General features: G+C 62.4%; 19 protein-coding genes. 6 read left to right on the forward strand and 13 right to left on the reverse strand.

What is annotated here, in order from left to right; translation table 11 throughout:
* Positions 1–482 precede the first annotated feature (482 nt).
* The 3 genes from BS626_RS11850 to BS626_RS11860 all read right to left on the reverse strand — a co-directional run bounded on the left by BS626_RS11850 (position 483) and on the right by BS626_RS11860 (position 3,801).
* Complete coding sequence (locus BS626_RS11850; RefSeq protein WP_075182617.1) at positions 483–1,952, reverse strand: SulP family inorganic anion transporter; 1,470 nt, start codon at positions 1,950–1,952, stop codon at positions 483–485.
* Positions 1,949–2,587, reverse strand: a complete 639-nt coding sequence (locus BS626_RS11855; RefSeq protein ID WP_075182618.1) for a carbonic anhydrase — start codon at positions 2,585–2,587, stop codon at positions 1,949–1,951. The genes BS626_RS11850 and BS626_RS11855 overlap by 4 nt, the downstream gene beginning before the upstream one ends.
* Positions 2,588–3,318: 731 nt before the next feature.
* Positions 3,319–3,801: an HAD family acid phosphatase gene (locus tag BS626_RS11860; RefSeq protein WP_240494302.1), complete on the reverse strand. Its 483-nt coding sequence runs from the start codon at positions 3,799–3,801 to the stop codon at positions 3,319–3,321.
* Positions 3,802–3,933: 132 nt separating this feature from the next.
* Here BS626_RS11860 and BS626_RS11865 point away from each other — a divergent pair, with 132 nt between their 5' ends.
* Positions 3,934–4,647, forward strand: a complete 714-nt coding sequence (locus BS626_RS11865) for a polyphenol oxidase family protein (RefSeq protein ID WP_075182619.1) — start codon at positions 3,934–3,936, stop codon at positions 4,645–4,647.
* Between the two features lie 26 nt (positions 4,648–4,673).
* Here the strand turns inward: BS626_RS11865 and BS626_RS11870 are convergent, their stop codons facing one another.
* From BS626_RS11870 to prfB, 3 genes are all read right to left on the reverse strand, one after another.
* Positions 4,674–5,165, reverse strand: a complete 492-nt coding sequence (locus tag BS626_RS11870) for a cupin domain-containing protein (protein ID WP_075182620.1) — start codon at positions 5,163–5,165, stop codon at positions 4,674–4,676.
* Between the two features lie 56 nt (positions 5,166–5,221).
* A complete protein-coding gene (lysS, locus tag BS626_RS11875; RefSeq protein ID WP_075182621.1) occupies positions 5,222–6,742 on the reverse strand; it encodes a lysine--tRNA ligase in 1,521 nt (506 codons plus the stop codon).
* 9 nt (positions 6,743–6,751) lie between these two features.
* A protein-coding gene (gene prfB / locus BS626_RS11880; RefSeq protein ID WP_139308826.1) for a peptide chain release factor 2 occupies positions 6,752–7,850 on the reverse strand; the annotation gives its coding sequence in 2 pieces (ribosomal slippage) (positions 6,752–7,774 and positions 7,776–7,850; 1,098 coding nt in all).
* Positions 7,851–8,010: 160 nt separating this feature from the next.
* Between prfB and BS626_RS11885 the strand changes: the two genes are divergently transcribed.
* Positions 8,011–8,634 carry a LysE family translocator gene (locus BS626_RS11885; protein ID WP_075182622.1) on the forward strand — a complete coding sequence of 208 codons (624 nt, stop codon included), beginning with the start codon at positions 8,011–8,013 and terminating at the stop codon, positions 8,632–8,634.
* 88 nt (positions 8,635–8,722) lie between these two features.
* Here the strand turns inward: BS626_RS11885 and recJ are convergent, their stop codons facing one another.
* From recJ to xerD, 3 genes are read right to left on the reverse strand one after another with little or no spacing between them, the layout of a single operon-like run.
* Positions 8,723–10,453 (reverse strand): single-stranded-DNA-specific exonuclease RecJ, encoded by a 1,731-nt coding sequence (gene recJ / locus BS626_RS11890; RefSeq protein ID WP_075182623.1) that lies wholly within the window; start codon positions 10,451–10,453, stop codon positions 8,723–8,725.
* Positions 10,450–11,154 carry a bifunctional protein-disulfide isomerase/oxidoreductase DsbC gene (dsbC, locus tag BS626_RS11895; RefSeq protein WP_075182624.1) on the reverse strand — a complete coding sequence of 235 codons (705 nt, stop codon included), beginning with the start codon at positions 11,152–11,154 and terminating at the stop codon, positions 10,450–10,452. Before dsbC ends, recJ begins: the two co-directional genes overlap by 4 nt.
* Before the next feature lie 23 nt (positions 11,155–11,177).
* Positions 11,178–12,071, reverse strand: a complete 894-nt coding sequence (xerD, locus tag BS626_RS11900) for a site-specific tyrosine recombinase XerD (RefSeq protein ID WP_075182625.1) — start codon at positions 12,069–12,071, stop codon at positions 11,178–11,180.
* 145 nt (positions 12,072–12,216) lie between these two features.
* Here xerD and fldB point away from each other — a divergent pair, with 145 nt between their 5' ends.
* Positions 12,217–12,735 (forward strand): flavodoxin FldB, encoded by a 519-nt coding sequence (gene fldB, locus BS626_RS11905; protein ID WP_075182626.1) that lies wholly within the window; start codon positions 12,217–12,219, stop codon positions 12,733–12,735.
* Positions 12,736–12,745: 10 nt separating this feature from the next.
* On the opposite strand, the gene BS626_RS11910 is transcribed toward fldB, so the two are convergent.
* Together BS626_RS11910 and sdhE are read right to left on the reverse strand one after the other, a co-directional pair.
* Entirely contained in the window at positions 12,746–13,090 is a 345-nt protein-coding gene (locus tag BS626_RS11910; protein ID WP_170870462.1) for a protein YgfX, read from the reverse strand.
* Positions 13,091–13,124: 34 nt separating this feature from the next.
* Complete coding sequence (gene sdhE / locus BS626_RS11915) at positions 13,125–13,391, reverse strand: FAD assembly factor SdhE (RefSeq protein ID WP_075182628.1); 267 nt, start codon at positions 13,389–13,391, stop codon at positions 13,125–13,127.
* A 198-nt stretch (positions 13,392–13,589) separates the two neighbouring features.
* Between sdhE and ygfZ the strand changes: the two genes are divergently transcribed.
* Entirely contained in the window at positions 13,590–14,573 is a 984-nt protein-coding gene (gene ygfZ, locus BS626_RS11920) for a tRNA-modifying protein YgfZ (protein WP_075182629.1), read from the forward strand.
* A gap of 39 nt (positions 14,574–14,612) precedes the next feature.
* On the opposite strand, the gene BS626_RS11925 is transcribed toward ygfZ, so the two are convergent.
* Positions 14,613–15,266 carry a hemolysin III family protein gene (locus tag BS626_RS11925; protein WP_075182630.1) on the reverse strand — a complete coding sequence of 218 codons (654 nt, stop codon included), beginning with the start codon at positions 15,264–15,266 and terminating at the stop codon, positions 14,613–14,615.
* A gap of 193 nt (positions 15,267–15,459) precedes the next feature.
* Here BS626_RS11925 and BS626_RS11930 point away from each other — a divergent pair, with 193 nt between their 5' ends.
* Entirely contained in the window at positions 15,460–16,062 is a 603-nt protein-coding gene (locus tag BS626_RS11930) for an HD domain-containing protein (RefSeq protein WP_083615957.1), read from the forward strand.
* Here BS626_RS11930 and BS626_RS11935 read toward each other — a convergent pair.
* Positions 16,054–16,977 carry a LysR family transcriptional regulator gene (locus BS626_RS11935; protein ID WP_075182632.1) on the reverse strand — a complete coding sequence of 308 codons (924 nt, stop codon included), beginning with the start codon at positions 16,975–16,977 and terminating at the stop codon, positions 16,054–16,056. The two genes, BS626_RS11930 and BS626_RS11935, sit on opposite strands and share 9 nt — an antisense overlap.
* A gap of 103 nt (positions 16,978–17,080) precedes the next feature.
* On the opposite strand from BS626_RS11935, the gene BS626_RS11940 reads away from it, so the two are divergent.
* Positions 17,081–17,470 carry a tautomerase family protein gene (locus BS626_RS11940; RefSeq protein WP_075182633.1) on the forward strand — a complete coding sequence of 130 codons (390 nt, stop codon included), beginning with the start codon at positions 17,081–17,083 and terminating at the stop codon, positions 17,468–17,470.
* Positions 17,471–17,528: the final 58 nt, after the last annotated feature.

Genomic DNA, 17,528 nt, shown 5'->3' on the forward strand with positions numbered 1-17,528 from the left:
GCGGTGATGAAAAGAGGGGCCGTCCGGCCCGCGGATTTCGTACCGCTACAAGTGGCGCAGGCATCAGGCGGACGCCTGTTGGCGTGGCGCACGGCAATATCTGCCGCGGAGTAACGCAATCATTCGCGCTACGCAAATCCGCGAAACAGAATGCCACTCTGTGGCTTTCGCGGGCTGACCGACCCGCCGCCCACGGCGGTGATGAAAAGAGGGGCCGTCCGGCCCGCGGATTTCGTACCGCTACAAGCGGCGCGGGCATCAGGCGGACGCCTGTAACAGAAACCTGACGGCATTGATGAATATTGATCGGATAGCGGAGTTGAGAGAATACGGGCGCGGCCTCGTGGCGGAGCAGGGATAGCGAATGATATTGATTCGCTCCCCTGCGCCGGTGTGCTGTTCAGGGCCGGCGGGCCCGGGCTGCGCGGTCGATACCCTTCCTGGCCCGCGCTGGCGCATACGATCGGCGCGCCCGGCGGTGATCAGCCGCTCTGTGCCAGCGGCCACTGATTGAGCTGAATTCCGCGCGCCGGCGCGTCCTGACCAAAGTCTTTGAGCACCGCCTTTACGTCCGGGTCAATGTACCCGGCGTTTTCCTGCTCGACGATCAGCACGCTTTGGTCCGGGATCTGCGACAGCAGGCTGTGCAGACGCGGATTGTGTAGAAAAGTCAGGTTCTGTCGCAGGCGCAGCACGTAGTGATCTTCATAGCGGGTCAGCTGCAGGGCGTAACGATGGCTCTGGTAAATGCTGCACAGCAACTGCGCCACCAGCCCCAGCGCAATCCCCGCCAGCATGCCAAATGCCAGGATGCCGCCCAGGGTGGCAAAGAACGGTAGCGCCTGCTGCCATCCGGCGCGCAGCTGGTCGATAACCAGACGCGGCGCGGCCAGCTTATAGCCGGTCCATAGCAGCACGGCCGCCAGGCTGGCCAGCGGAATGGCATTTAACAGCGGGCTGAACCACAATCCGCAGATCAGCAGCAGCACGCCGTGCAGTAAAATAGACGTCTTACTCTGCGCGCCGGCGCTGACGTTAACCGAACTGCGTACGATGACCGCGGTGACCGGCAGCCCGCCCAGCAGGCCGCACAGCACATTGCCGACGCCCTGCGCACGCATCTCTTTATCCGGCGACGGCGGCGGGTTTTGCGGGCGCAGCTTCTTCAGCGCCTCCTGCGAGAGCAGCGTTTCCAGACTGGCGACCAGCGCCAGGGTGAGCGCCACGACGTATACCGACGGGTCGGTCCACGCCCGCCAGTCCGGAGCCTCCAGCTCGGCGGTCAGCGCGGCGAAGCTGTTAAACTCGGGTAACGTGATGCGCGGCAGCGCCATGCCGGGAACCAGACGATCGCCAAGCAGCGTCGCGCAGCAGCCCAGCAGCACCGCCATCAGCGGGCCGGGGATCCAGCCCAGCGCTCTACTGCGGGCGATCGCCGGCGTCGTCCAGAGCCACAGGGTGAAGAGCCCGCCCAGCGCCACGGCGATCGCCGCCGGTGAGAGGGCGACTTCACCGCCGAACAGCGCCGACAGGCTGCCGTCCGCCGCCCCCAGCGCGACCGGAATTTGCTGCACGATCAGTAAAATACCTATCGCCGCCAGCATGCCTTTGATAACGCTCCCCGGCACCAGTGAGATAAAACGCCCGGCGCGCAGCATCCCCAGCGCGACCTGCAGGATCCCGGCCAGCACCAGCGCCAGCAGAAAGGCGGAGAAGGATCCCAGTGAGGCGATCGCGGCCACCACAATCGTGACCAGGCCGGCCGCCGGCCCGCTAACGGCAAAGGTTGACGGGCTCAGACTGGTGACCACCAAACCGCCGATCACCCCGGTCAGTAGCCCGACAAACGGCGGCAGTCCGCTGGCCTGAGCAATGCCGAGGCACAGCGGCAGCGCCACCAAAAAGACCACCAGGCCGGCCGGAATATCCTGACGTAACGTTTTCAGCGTCATGCGGAGAGCTCCTCTTGCTGTTGGGTGATAAGCGCTTGCAAGTGGCCGCTGTGCAGGTCATAAATACAGCCGTGAAGCGCCAGCGGCGCGCCGCGCCGCCAGGCGTTGCGCACCGGCTCGACGCGGATCAGATGGGCAAATTGCGCCAGCACGTTAGCCTCGACCAGCGCGGCGTGCCGCGCCACGTTCTCCTCCGGCGCCACGTCCGTCCGACCGCAGGGGAGGTGCGCGGCCAAATCACCGCGCAGTCGGGTAATTCGCCGCGACAGCGCAGAGTTTTCGTCATTCAACGCCATCTGCGGCAGATTGACCGCCGCCTGCACGCCGCCGCAGCCGTAATGACCACACAGCACGATGTTAGCGACCCGAAGATAATCAATGGCGTACTGCAGTACGCTCATCAGGTTGTCATCCTCCGCCATTACCATATTGGCGATATTGCGGTGGACAAACAGCTCGCCGGGATGCGAGCCGGTCAGTACCTCGGCGGGGACGCGGCTGTCGGAGCAGCCAATCCACAGCGAGTGTGGCGCCTGCCCTTCGGCATCTTTGGCGAAATAGTCGGCATTGCGGTCACGGCACTGCAAGGCCCAACTGCGATTTTTGGCAATCAGCGAACTCAGGGTGGTTAACATGACGCTCTCTCTGCGGGGACAAACAGGCCTGACGCCTGCCCGTCCGCTTTTTCCTCACCACGACTTGCCGGAGATCTCCGTTAAGCGTGCATTCATCTCGGTCCATCACTATTAGCACCGGCGGATTAATGAATTAACCAGGATTAATCTTATAAGCAACAATTAATTAAAATTGTAATTTTATTAAAATAAAGTACGGTTTTTACAGAGAGGCATTACTGCGCAGGGTGCGCATTGACATACCCCAGAGAGTAACTAATTAAATCATTATGATAGGATCGTAATCCGACAAACACACTGCTCAATGTAAACTTATTACACTTACAAAAATAAAGATAATTTAAAGACGGCTATCTCGTTAAATAACTAAATTTTTTTTATTGATTAATAATAGTGAGGGAATCACGGCGGTGAGAGTCGGTATTATCCGCCTGATTATCGATGATGACTCCCGCGAGGCGTGCAGCCGATCGTCACGCACCTGCAGGACTAAGCTGGAAGTCGTGCGGCGCCATTCCCGACGCCCAGTCACCGTACAGCGGGTTCGGCAGCGTAATAGACTGCGTGCCACCCTGCGCCTGATGCGGCCGGACACATGCCCGACGCGGCGCATGAACCTGATGTCCGGTGGCGGCGCCAGAATCATTGAGGTATCGCCAGCGTACCGCACGGTGCATAACCCGCAGCCGGAATGGCATCATAACGCGCCTGCTTGTTACTGCTGCCGCGCTTCAGACGCAGGGGATGATTGACGGCCGGAAGCCCGGTTGGGTCAGGTTCGCGACGATCGCGGCGTGCTCTTGCCGATCGCGGTGAGATACGTAAAACAGCGTGTCCCCCGCGCGGGGAACGTGCTGCGCAACGTCGACCCGCGCCGGGAATGGCCAGGCCTGACGCGCCTGCGTCAAATACGACCCGCTGGCGTTGCCGTCAGGCTGCGCGCTTCGCACCTGCCAGGCGCTGCAGGCGCGGTTATCGAGCAGGGTGTCACCCAGATCCACCGCCGCCGCCCGCGGCTTCGCATCCGGAGGCGGCGCCCGGTCGAATGCCTGCGTCGCCAGGCGAAACGTCTGAAGCGCCAGCGCCCGATACTCACCGGACTGCTGGAACCGGTTCAGCCCCATGACCGTTTGCTGAGGCAGCTGCTGCCGCGCGCGGTCCGCATCAGGTGCACAGCCCGCCAGTGCCATCAGCAATGCGGCGCCGTCCGCCATCGCGGTTTCATTATCGTCCCGTTGCGCTACGCTGCCCCGCCCGCCGCGAAGCGCTCAGCGTAGCGAATGACGACTTTGCAAAACGCTGTTTCAGGTTATGATGAGGGCGTGATGTTTTGTCAGGAGCGCACGATGTCTACTCCCCTGTACTCCCCGCTGCTTCGCCAGCTTTCCTGGGTGGAGCACGCCTTTCAGCCGGCCGGCGAGCCGCCGCCCGCCGACGCCCGCTACGCGCATCAGCGCCACAGCGCCACGGTGCTGACCGACCGGCAGGCCTGGCCGGCCAAAAGCCAGCCGGGTGACGCCGTGATCGGCAGCGCGCAACACGCCGTGGCGGTGTATACCGCCGATTGCCTGCCGCTGCTGATTGCCGATAATCGTCAACGGCGGGTGGCCGCGGTGCACGGCGGCCTTCAGGGGGTTACGGCGGGGGTAATTAACGCCGCGGTGCGCGCGCTGGCGGCGGCGGGCAGCGCGCCCGGGGAGCTGTTCGTGGCGATTGGCCCGTCGATAGGCCCCTGCTGCTACGAGCTGGGCGAAGAGGCTATCGCCCGCCTGCGCGCCGCGCCGCTGCTGCACGACACGACGCTGCCCCTCTTTGCCACGGCCGCGCACAATCCGCGCGCCCGGCGGCCGCAGGCCCGGGCGCAGCAACACGGTCAGTGGTGCGATCTGCCGGCGCTGGCGGAGGCGCTGCTGCGCCGCGAAGGCGTACCGGCCGCGCAGATTGAGCGGCTGGGGGTGTGTACCTACTGCGAGGCGGAAGCGCAGGCCAGCTACCGGCGTAATACCCACACCGGCGAGGGCTATGCCTCACGCTATTCGTGGATAAGACGGCAGGGCTAATCTAATGATAAGTCCGCCGCACGGGCTTATTTCCGCGCGGGCTTACCCTCGTGTGCCCCCATCATCTGCGGCGGCGGGTTCTCCCAGCGATCGTCGCGGGTGGCGGCATAGTCAGGATGAAGTGGATACCAGATGCGGTTATCCGGTTTGTTTGCTTCCCCCACAACGAGAAAGCGCGCTTCTGCGTCACCGTTATTAATAAAGGTGTGACAAATGCCGGTACCGGCGGGAAAGGCAACCGCATCGCCGGGGATAAGCGGATAGCACTCGCCATTAATCCAGACGTCGGGTGTTCCCTCGAGCACATAGACGAATTCTTCTTCATGGCTCTCAGCATGCGGCCATGACAGGCGCCGCCCGGGGAGCAGCCGCTCGTGATGAATACCTGTTCGCGTCAGCCCCAGTGCCCTGCCCAGCGGGGCGCCGAACGCCATACGTTCATCACTGCCGGGATACGGCGGACAATCTTCCTGCTCCAGTTCCTGCCAGTGGCGAATAAACGCCGGTCGCGTTGGCATAGTCTCCCCCTGAAGTGAATAAAAAAACCCGCCAGCGGCGGGTTTTCGTTAACCTCTTATTTGGCGCTGGGGCGCAGCGCCGGGAACAGGATCACGTCGCGAATGGTGTGGCTGTTGGTAAACAGCATCACCAGGCGATCGATACCGATGCCGAGGCCGGCGGTCGGCGGCAGACCGTGCTCCAGCGCGGTGACGTAGTCTTCATCGTAGAACATCGCTTCATCGTCACCGGCGTCCTTGGCGTTGACCTGCTGCAGGAAACGCTCGGCCTGATCTTCCGCATCGTTCAGCTCGGAGAAGCCATTACCGATCTCGCGGCCGCCGATGAAGAACTCAAAGCGGTCGGTGATCTCCGGGTTCTGGTCGTTACGGCGCGCCAGCGGCGACACCTCGGCCGGGTATTCGGTGATGAAGGTCGGCTGGATCAGGTGCGCCTCGGCGGTCTCTTCGAAGATCTCGGTGACCACGCGGCCCAGTCCCCAGCTCTTTTCCACCTTGATGCCGATCGCCTGCGCGATGGCCACCGCCTTGTCGAAATCGTCGAGATCGGCAAGATCGGTTTCCGGACGGTACTGCTTGATCGCTTCGCGCATGGTCAGTTTGGCAAACGGCTTACCAAAATCGAAGGTGTGGTCACCGTAAGGCACTTCGGTGTGCCCCAGCACGTCCTGCGCCAGGGTGCGGAACAGGCTCTCGGTGAGTTCGATCAGATCCTTATAATCCGCGTACGCCATGTAGAGTTCCATCATGGTGAACTCCGGATTATGGCGCGGCGAGATCCCTTCATTACGGAAGTTGCGGTTGATTTCGAACACGCGATCGAAGCCCCCCACCACCAGGCGCTTCAGGTACAGCTCCGGCGCGATGCGCAGGTACATGTCGATATCCAGCGCATTGTGATGGGTGATAAACGGACGCGCTGACGCCCCGCCCGGGATCACCTGCATCATCGGCGTTTCCACTTCCATAAAGTCGCGCTTCACCATAAAGTGGCGGATACCGGCCATGATCTGTGAGCGAATTTTAAAGGTGTTACGCGACTCGTCGTTGGCAATCAGATCCAGATAGCGCTGGCGATAGCGGGTTTCCTGATCGGCCAGGCCGTGGAACTTGTCCGGCAGCGGACGCAGCGCTTTGGTCAGCAGGCGCAGCTCGGTGCAGTGGATCGACAGCTCACCGGTTTTGGTTTTGAACAGCGTACCGCGCGCGCCGAGGATGTCTCCGAGATCCCACTTTTTGAACTGCTCGTTATAGTGTCCTTCCGGCAGATCGTCACGTGAAACATACAGCTGAATGCGTCCGCCGACGTCCTGCAGGGTCACGAATGAAGCTTTGCCCATGATGCGGCGGGTCATCATCCGGCCGGCAACGCGCACTTCCACGCCCTCCCCGACCAGCGCTTCAGCGGAGATGTCGTCATACTGCGCGTGCAGCCGATCCGCCGTGCTGTCGCGGCGGAAGTCGTTCGGAAACGCCACGCCCTGGCGGCGCAGTGCGCCCAGCTTTTCGCGACGCGCTTTCAGTTCGTTGTTGAGTTCAAGTGCGGCATCGGCGCCCTGCGGGTGTTGTTCAGACATGTCGGTTCCTTATAGCCCTGCTTTCAAACTTGCTTCGATAAAACGGTCCAGATCGCCATCCAGCACCGCCTGGGTATTACGCGTTTCGACCCCGGTGCGCAGATCTTTGATGCGCGAGTCGTCCAGCACGTAAGAGCGGATCTGGCTGCCCCAGCCGATATCAGACTTGTTGTCTTCCGCCGCCTGCTTGTCCGCATTTTTCTTTTGCATTTCATATTCATACAGCTTGGCGCGCAGCTGTTTGAAGGCCTGGTCTTTGTTTTTATGCTGCGAACGGTCGTTCTGGCACTGCACCACAATGTTGGTCGGCAGGTGGGTAATACGCACCGCGGACTCGGTTTTGTTCACGTGCTGACCGCCGGCGCCGGAGGCGCGGTAGACGTCAATGCGCAGATCGGCCGGGTTGATCTCAATGTCGATGTTGTCATCCACTTCGGGATAGATAAACACCGAGCTGAATGAGGTGTGACGGCGCCCGCCGGAGTCAAACGGGCTTTTGCGCACCAGGCGATGCACGCCGGTTTCGGTACGCAGCCAGCCGAAGGCGTAGTCGCCCTGAATGCGCAGGGTGGCGGATTTAAGACCGGCCACTTCGCCTTCTGACTCTTCGATAACTTCGGTTTTGTATCCGCGCGCTTCGGCCCAGCGCAGGTACATGCGCAGCAGCATGCTGGCCCAGTCCTGCGCTTCGGTGCCGCCGGAGCCGGCCTGAATATCGAGGTAGCAGTCGGCGCCGTCGTACTCACCGGAGAACATCCGGCGAAACTCCAGCTCACCGAGCTTCTTCTCCAGCCCGTCCAGTTCGGCAACCGCCTCGTTAAAAGTCTCTTCGTCGTCGGCTTCGACCGCCAGTTCGAGCAGGCCAGTGACGTCTTCCAGACCCTGCGCCAGCTCATCGAGCGTATTAACAATCGCTTCCAGCGAGGATCGCTCTTTGCCCAGCGCCTGCGCGCGGTCAGGTTCGTTCCAGACGTCCGGCTGTTCCAGCTCGGCGTTTACTTCTTCAAGACGCTCTTTCTTGGCATCATAGTCAAAGATACCCCCGAAGAACGCTGCTGCGCTCAGTGAGATCCTGGATACGGTTTTTTACCGGATTAATTTCAAACATGGTTTTGAGATCTTATTAGGTGATCGAAAAGGGCATAATGGTAACCACGCAGTTTAACCGAAATGGCGTCCTGTTTGTAGCACTGAACGCGCATTGCCTGTTCAGCATTGCGCCACTTTTTTCGCGTAACCCTGCATCCCTTGTCTTAATGGAGAAAAAGATGACCGTGACCGATGCCCTGCTGGCATTTACCTTTGCTGCCACGCTGCTGACTCTGACGCCAGGGCTGGATACGGCCCTGATTTTGCGCACCTCGGCGGTGGAGGGAACCCAAAAAGCGATACAGGCGCAGCTGGGGATCAACGCCGGCTGTCTGGCGTGGGCGGCGGCGGTGGCTTTTGGCCTCGGTGCGCTGATTGCCGTCTCTGAGCTGGCCTATAACCTGTTGAAGTGGTGCGGCGCGGCTTATCTGGCCTGGCTGGGCGTCCTCATGCTGCTTAACCCTCGCCAGCGGATGGGGGAAGTCAGACTCGAGGGCAGCACGCAAAATTGGTTTGTCCGCGGATTTTTCGGCAACCTGTTGAATCCCAAGGTCGGTATTTTCTACGTTTCATTTCTGCCGCAGTTTATCCCCAGCGGCCATTCGCCGGTGCTGTGGACCTTTGGCCTGGTGTTTATCCATATTCTGCTGGGTACGCTGTGGTCCGGTCTGCTAATTGGCAGCACCCGCCGCCTGTCAGGACTGCTGAAGCGCCAGGGCGTGGTGCAATGGCTGGATCGCACCACCGGTGCCGTCTTCCTGCTGTTTGCCGCCAGGCTGGCGCTGAGCCGCCGCCCGGGGTAAGTGTGGCGTAACGTTCCGGCCTGTTGCCAGGGCCGGAGCGATTCGCCTTCAGCACCGAACCGGGCAGGATCGGTCACGCTTTGTCGGGTTACAGCGCCTGGAGATGGTCGATAATCAGCTGGACGTTACGATTGCCGCGAAACTCGTTGACGTCGAGCTTATAGGCCAGCTCAATCTGCTTCACGCTCGGATCGGGCCACAGCGCAGTATCGACGTTAAAGGCAATGCCGTCCAGCAGCGGCCCACCGCCCAGCGGCTCGATCATCACCTTCAGGTGCCGTTCGCCGACCAGCCGCTGCTGCAGCAGTTTAAACCTGCCGTCAAAGGTCGGCTCCGGGAACGCCTGCCCCCACGGACCGGCTTCGCGCAGCGTCTCGGCGGTGTGCAGCGTCAGCTCGTGCGGCTGCAGCTCACCGTCGGACCAGATAACCCCCCGCAGCGTCGCGGCGTCGAGCCACTCCGCCACCAGCGCGGCAAAGCGCTCGCGAAAGCCATCAAACTCGCTTTCGCGTAGCGACAGCCCCGCCGCCATGGCGTGGCCGCCAAATTTCAGCATCATGCCGGGGTACAGGGTATCCAACCGCTCCAACGCGTCGCGCAGGTGCAGCCCGGCGACCGACCGGCCCGAGCCTTTCAGAGTGCCATCGCCGGCGGGCGCAAAAGCGATCACCGGGCGATGGAAACGCTCCTTCAGGCGCGAAGCGAGGATGCCGACCACGCCCTGATGCCACTCGGGGTGGTACATGGCGATGCCCACGGGCAGCGCCTCGCGCTGATTTTCCAGCGACTGGCACAGGGTCAGCGCCTCCGCCTGCATCCCCTGCTCAATCTCTTTACGGGTCTGATTGAGCGCATCCAGCTCGCTGGCCAGCATCCGCGCCTCGGCAATGCTGTCGCTGAGCAGCAGCGCTACCCCGACTGACATATCATCCAGTCGTCCGGCGGCGTTTAAGCGCGGGCCGAGCGCAAAGCCCAGATCGCTGGCCGCCAGCTGGCTGCCGTCGCGGCGGGCCACCTCCAGCAGCGCGCGGATGCCGGGCCGGCACTTGCCGGCGCGGATGCGGCTCAGCCCCTGCCAGACCAGAATCCGGTTATTGGCATCCAGCGGCACCACGTCGGCCACGGTGCCCAGCGCCACCAGATCCAGCAGATCGGCGAGGTTGGGTACCGGCAGCGCGTCGCTGAACCAGTGTTGCTCACGCAGGTGGGCGCGCAGCGCCAGCATCAGGTAGAAGGCCACGCCGACCCCGGCCAGCGCGCGCGATGCAAACGCGCAGTCCGCCAGGTTGGGATTGACGATCGCCGCCGCGGCCGGCAGCGTCTCGCCGGGCAGGTGGTGATCGGTGATCACCACCGGGATACCGCGCTGCCGGGCGCTGTCCACCCCGGCGTGCGATGAGATGCCGTTATCCACGGTCAGAATCAGCTCCGCCCCGCGCGCATGGGCCTGCTCGACCACTTCCGGACTGAGGCCATAGCCGTCTTCAAAACGGTTGGGCACCAGATAGGCGACGTTGCTGGCCCCCATGCTGCGCAGCGCCAGCACGCTAAGTGCGGTACTGGTGGCACCGTCGGCGTCAAAATCGCCAACGATGACGATGCGTTGCTGGTTAATCAGCGCCTGGTGCAGGACCGCCACCGCGCGATCGATACCGTTCAGCTGCTGGAACGGCAGCAGGTGTTTTGCCCCGCGCTCCAGCGCCCGGGCATCGGTCACGCCGCGGCTGGCATACAGGCGCCGCAGCAGCGGCGACAGGCTTTCCGGCAGTGCAGCGTCCGCCGGCACAGGGCGGCGACGCAGTTCGGTCACCGGCTTCACTGTGGCGCGCTAACCTTATCCAGCATCTGCTTCATCTCCTGCGGTCCCTGGTAACCCGGCACCATCATGCCGTTCTCCAGCAGGATCGCCGGGGTGCCCTGGATGCCAAACAGCACGCCCAGCTTGTAGTGCTTGCTGAGATCGATATTGCAGCTGGCCGGCGCCGGCGCCTTGCCGTTTTCTACCGCGTCAAACGCCTTATTACGGTCGGCAGCACACCAGATCGCGGTCATCTCTTTCGCCACCTTGCCCTGCATGCCTTCACGCGGGAAAGCCAGGTAGCGCACGGTAATGCCCAGCGCATTGTAGTCTTTCATCTGCTCGTGCAGCTTGTGGCAATAGCCGCAGGTGATGTCGGTAAACACCGTAATCACGTGCTGCTCTTTGGGCGCCTTGTAGACGATCATCTCATCTTTTAGCGCGTCCACTTTCTTCATCAGCTGCTGATTGGTGACGTTCACCGGCTGGTTGCCGCTGACGTCATACAGCGGCCCCTGAATAAAGTGCTTGCCGTCGTCGGTGACGTACAGCACGCCGCTCTCGCTGAGCACGGTTTTGGTCCCCGGCAGCGGCGACGGCTGAATTTCCGTCTCATGCAGACCAAGACGGTTCAGGGATTGCTGAATGGCTGCATTATCCGCCTGAGCGAAGCCGCTGGCAGCGGCCATCAGCAGGGAGAGCAGCACTACACGCTTTTTCATCTTATTTCCTTATTCTCCGCGCGTCAGGCGCGCGGATGATGCTGTTGATGTAACTGACGCAGGCGCTCGGTGGCCACATGCGTATAAATTTGGGTGGTGGAGAGATCGCTGTGCCCTAACAGCATTTGTACGACACGCAAATCGGCGCCATGGTTCAGCAGGTGGGTTGCAAACGCATGCCGCAGCACGTGCGGGGAGAGCTTCTCGCTGTCGATGCCGGCCAGCACCGCGTAGTGTTTGATCCGGTGCCAGAAGGTTTGTCGCGTCATCTGCTGCCCGCGATTGCTGGGAAACAGCACGTCCATGGTGCGACCATTCAGCAGCCAGGGACGGCCATATTCGATAAACTGCTCAATCCAGTGCACCGCTTCTTCACCCAGCGGCACTAACCGCTCTTTATTACCCTTACCGGTGACGCGCACCACGCCCTGGCGCAGGCTGACATCACTGAGGGTTAAGCCTACCAGTTCTGAGACGCGCAGTCCCGTGGCGTAAAGCAGTTCCAGCATCGCTTTGTCGCGCAGCTCAATGGGCACGTCCAGCACCGGCGCCTGCAGCAGCCGTTCCACCTGCGCTTCGGTCAAATCTTTCGGCAGCCGCTGCGGCAGCTTGGGAGACGCCAGCTGTGCGCAGGGATCGTCACTCCGCAGCTTTTCCCGGTAGCAGTATTGATAAAAGCGCCGCATCGCGCTCAGCAGACGGGCGGCGCTGCTGGCCTTATAGCCGCCCGCTTGCCGATCGGCGAGAAAGTCCTGCAGATCGCTGGCCTGCGCATGGCGCAGCCCGCTGCCGCGCGCCGCCAGCCACGCCGCCAGCGTGCGTAAATCGCGCCGGTAGGCCTCCAGCGAATTTTGCGCCAGATTGCGCTCAATCCACAAAGCATCGAGAAATTGTTCAAGTAGTGCGCTGTCCTGCACGCGGCCTCCCGCCAGTGAAATCGTCGCCAGTATATCGCAAATTATCGTCCCGGGTCGCTATTGACGGCGCGCACGCCCCACGCTGCCGCCGCCAACGGCTTTCTGCTACACTCGCCGGCAGGCGTTCAGAAAAGAGTGTTTCCGCGTGAAGATAGGCTTATTTTACGGTTCCAGCACCTGCTATACCGAAATGGTGGCAGAGAAAATCCGCGACATTATCGGTGACGGGCTGGTGACCCTGCACAACGTTAAAGACGACCCGCCGCAGCTCATGGAGCAGTATGACATGCTGATCCTCGGGATCCCGACCTGGGATTTTGGCGAGCTGCAGGAGGACTGGGAGGCGATCTGGTGCACCCTGCCGACGCTGCAGCTGCGCGGGAAAGTGGTGGCACTGTACGGCATGGGCGATGCGCTGGGCTACGGCGAGTGGTTCCTCGACGCGCTGGGTCTGCTGCACGATCTGCTGACGCCGATGGGCGTGCAGTTTGTCGGCTACTGGCCGGTGGCGGGCTATACCTTTACCGCCTCCAAAGCGGTGATGAACAACGGCACGCACTTTACCGGCCTGGCGCTGGATGACGTCAATGAGTTCGACCTCACCGATGAACGGCTGGCCGTCTGGTGCGAACAGATCCTGACGGAGATGGCCGACACCCTCTGATCCCCCGCGGTCAGTCGCGCCGCAGGCCGCGTCGCCAGCTGCGCCACTCCGCTTCGCTGAGCGCATCGCGCATCAGCCACAGCACGCGATAACGCCCTCTGCCCTGCCGCAGCGGCACTCCGACGGCCCAGGGCAGCAGCCAGAGCGGCCCGCGCCGTTGCCACACCTGCTGCTGCCAGTGAATCTCGCCCGTCTCACTCAGTCGCAGGGTGCCGCTGACCGCTGCCAGGCGCTGTCGCCAGCGCAGGGCCTCGAGCGCGACGGCCAGCAGCCCACAGGCGTTCAGGCCGCGCGCCGGCCAGGCGGTGGGCCAGCCGGCCAGCAGCAATCCGGCAATCAGCAGCGCCGGGAGCACGGCCAGCCGCCGCGCCAGCCGCGACGGCCGCCATTCAGACCGGCACCGGTCCACGCGCCTGATTACGCTGCTGAATCAGCTGCACCATCGCGTTTAACTCGCTGTCGGCCGGCTCGCCGTGGTTCATCAGCCAGTTAAACAGATCCGGATCCGGCTGCTCCAGCAGGCGAATGAATTGCCGCTTCTGCGCGTCGCTCAGCGCGGCATATTCATACTTAAAGAAGGGCATAATGGTGACATCCAGCTCAAGCATGCCGCGGCGGCAGGCCCACTGAATGCGTGCTGTATCGTTGATTTCCATGATCGATGCGCTCGCAGCTAAACAGTGCCGGCTAGTGTAGCGCGTTTACCCGCACGGCTCGACGCCGTTTTTGCCCCTTTGCGGCACTGCTCGCATCCGCACACTTTTGTGCCGCCGGGTCGGAAAGGTGTTGCATTGGCTTTCGGCTCTTTTAACATAGGAGGCATTTCGTCACTCACTGACTGCCAGGATATGCCCATGTCTGAAATGACTTTTCCCCCCCGCCAGCCCGCCGCCGCCGCGCGCCTGCCGCTGACGCTGATGTCGCTTAACGACTGGGCGCTGGTCAGCGTGCAGGGCACCGACAGCACGACCTATCTGCAGGGACAGCTGACCCTCGACGTCGCGGCGCTGGCGGCCGATCAGCATCGCCCAGCCGCTCACTGCGACGCCAAAGGCAAAATGTGGAGCACCCTGCGCCTGTTTCATCGCGGCGAGGGCTACGGCTATCTGGCACGCCGGTCACTGTGCGAGACGCAAATCGCCGAGCTGAAAAAGTATGCCATCTTCGCCAAAGTGACCATTGCCGCCGATAACGAAGCGGTGCTGCTGGGCGTGGCCGGCTTCCAGGCGCGCGCCGCGCTGGCGCCGCTGTTCGAGCACCTGCCAGATGCCGACAGCCCGGTGGTGCAGGCCGGGGACGCGACCCTGCTGTGGTTTGACCGCCCCGCCGAGCGTTTTCTGCTGGTGCTGACCACCGCCGATGCGCAGCGGGTGGCGTCGGCCCTGCGCGCCAGCGCACAATTAAACGACAGCCAGCAGTGGCTGGCGCTGGATATTGAGGCCGGATTGCCGGTGATCGACGCCGCCACCAGCGCGCAGTTGATTCCGCAGGCCGTCAACCTGCAGGCGCTGGACGCCATCAGCTTTAAGAAGGGCTGCTACACCGGACAGGAGATGGTGGCACGTGCCAAATTCCGCGGTGCCAATAAGCGCGCCCTGTGGTGGCTGGCCGGCCGCGCCAGCGCCGCTGGCGACGTCAACGGATCGCTGGAGCTGCAGATGGGCGATAAGTGGCGCCGCACCGGCACCATTCTGGCCAGCGTCCGGCTGGATGATGGCACCTGCTGGGTGCAGGCGGTGTTGAATAACGATATCGCCGCAGACAGCGTGCTGCGGCTGGAAGGCGATGAGGGCGGCGAGCTGCGTATTCAGCCGCTGCCCTATTCGCTGGCGGAGTAGCGATACCGCGCGGGCGGAGGCGCAGCCCCGTCCGCCCGATCACCTCACGTACAGATAGATGGCGAGAAAGTGGCAGACGCTGCCGCCAAGAACAAAGCCATGCCAGATGGCGTGATTGTACGGAATACGCTTGCTGGCATAAAAGATCACCCCCAGCGAGTAGATCACGCCGCCGAGGGCCAGCAGCCAGACGCTGCCGGCCGATAAGCGCATCGCCAGCTGATAAATCACGATCAGCGACAGCCAGCCCATGCCAAGGTAGGTGATTAGCGACAGCACCTCAAAGCGGTGGGCAAAAGCCAGCTTAAAGACCACCCCCAGCAGCGCCAGGCTCCAGATAACCACCATCAGTCCGTGCGCCAGCGGCGAGCCAAGTCCCACCAGCAGAAACGGGGTATAGGTGCCGGCGATCAGCAGATAGATAGCACAGTGGTCAATTTTTTTCAGCCAGAAGCGCGCCCGCGGATGCGGGATGGCGTGATAGAGGGTGGAGGCCATAAACAGCACAATCATGCTGCCGCCGTAGAGACTGTAGCTGACGATCGCCGTGACGCCGGCGCGGCTCTCTACTGCCTGGGTTAACATCAGCACCAGGCCGACAATACCAAACACCAGTCCGAGCCCGTGGCTGATGCTGTTGGCGATCTCTTCCGCCAGTGAATATCCCTGTTTCAGGGCGCCGCGATCTTGCATAACATCCACCTGAGTGACTCCCCCTGCAACGCTACGTTGCGCTAAAAATAGTCAGAAACACTCTAACTGGGAATAATTTCAGAGTACAGGCGTTAGCTGAAAATAAATTATGAATGGCTGTAACACAGCGGGCCGTGCGCTGCGCAAACGATTACTTTACAATTCCGGCAGGATAAGTAAGGAGAGTTTGACCATGTCACACCCTACGTTTGATTTTGGCCCGCTGAGCGACGGCGTCGCCTTTCTGATGGAGCTCGACAAGCTGAAAAGCGTTGAGCGCCGCACCCGCCTGATCGGCAATGCGCGCCAGGAGAACTCCGCCGAGCACAGCTGGCACCTGGCGATGGCCGCCATGACCCTTGCGCCGTGGGCCGCCGAGGCGGTGAACCTGGATCGGGTGATTCAGATGGCGCTGCTGCACGATGTGGTGGAGATCGATGCCGGCGACGTGATGGTATACGACCTCGCCGCACGGGAGGCCGTTCAGGCGCAGGAGCAGGCGGCGGCGGAACGGATCTTTGGGCTGCTGCCGGGCGCGCAGGGCGCACGTTTTCGCGCCCTGTGGCAGGAGTATGAGGCCGGCGAATCCGCCGATGCGCGCTTTGCGAACATGCTCGATCGGGCGCTGCCGATCCTGCTTAATCTGCACAACGGCGGGCAGAGCTGGCGGGAGAACGGCATTCGCCTCGAGCAGGTGATCGCCCGCAACGCCGCGCTGGCGCGCGACTGGCCGGCGCTGTGGCAGCACCTCAGCCAGCACCTCCAGCTGGCGCAGCAGCAGGGATGGTTAGCCTGAGGGTGCGGCAAACGCCGCGCGCAGCCACTGGCTAAACGCCGTTACCGCGCGCGGTACCTGGGGCGCCCAGGGGCGCAGCAGGGAGATCTGGCGGGCAAACGCGCCGCGAACCTGCCAGTCCGGCAGTAGCCGACAGAGCGCCCCGCTCTCCAGCGCGCCCCGGGCGCTAAAGTCCGGGAGCAGGGCAATGCCGAGACCCGCCAGCGCCGCGTCGCGGATCGACTCACTGTTATTGGTTGCAAACGGACCGCTGACCCGGACGCTCACCGGGCGATCGCCATCGCGGGTAAAGTGCCAGTCGGGTGGTGCCGATCCGCGCGGGTAGTAAAGGCAGTGGTGCGCGGCGAGGGAGGCCGGCGTGGCCGGCTGACCACAGTGGCGCAGATAGTCGGGCGAAGCCACCAGCAGCGGCTCCGTAGTGCACAGCGGCAGCGCAATGTGGCTATCCGGCAGCGTATCGCTGTGCCGAATCGCCAGATCGTAGCCTTCACTCACCAGCGATACCAGCCGGTCAGAGACCTCCAGCTGCACCCTGACCTGCGGATGGGCGCGCAAAAAACCGGTGACGTGCGGCACCAGCTGCTGGCGGGCAAAAGCCACCGGCGCGGTGACCCGGATCCGGCCGCGCAGCGGACCGGAAGCATCGCGCACCGCGGCAAAACTCTGGCTGATGTGGCTAAATGGTTCCCGTAACTCCGCCACCAGCTTCTCGCCCTGCGCCGTGAGCCGTACGCTGCGGGTGGTGCGGCTGACCAGCGGCACGCCGGCCTGCCGCTCCAGCGCTTTTATTTTTTGACTCATTGCCGCTTTGCTGACCCCCAGCTGCTCGGCTGCGCGGGTAAAGCTGCCCCGATCGGCCAGCACGGTGAGCCAGTAGAGCGGTAGCCACAGCGCATCCGGTGTTATCTCGTCCATTACCATTGTTCACGACAGTAAATAATGAGTTTCAGTATAGTGGTTTTTCCCGCCCCTTTTTCCGCGTAATCTGGCCTCTGCATCGATAACTCAGGAGGTTTTTATGCCGTTACTGCAATTTGATCTGCTGGAAGGACGCAGCGATGAAGAGCTGCAAACCCTGCTGGATGCGGCGCACCGCGCGGTACTCAGCGCCTTTCAGGTGCCCGAGCGCGATCGCTACCAGATTGTTTATGAAAACAAACCTTCCCGGATGATCCTGCAGGATACCGGACTGGGCTTTGAGCGCAGTCCGCAGCAGGTGCTGGTGCGGGTGTTTACCAGCCCGCGCAGCGATGCGCAGAAGCAGCACTTTATGGCCGAGCTGGCGCGTGAGCTGCACACCCACTGCGGGCTGGACGGACGCGACCTGATGATTGCCTTCATCAATAATGCGCAAAGCGACTGGAGTTTTGCCCGGGGTGAGGCGCAGTACGTGACCGGGGCACTGTAACCGTCGCTGCGGGGTTTGCCGCAGCGCGGGGCGGAAATCATCTATACTCTCCCGGCGG

The organism is Pantoea sp. 1.19, from assembly GCF_001922585.1.
In the GTDB taxonomy this organism is placed as follows: domain Bacteria; phylum Pseudomonadota; class Gammaproteobacteria; order Enterobacterales; family Enterobacteriaceae; genus 1-19.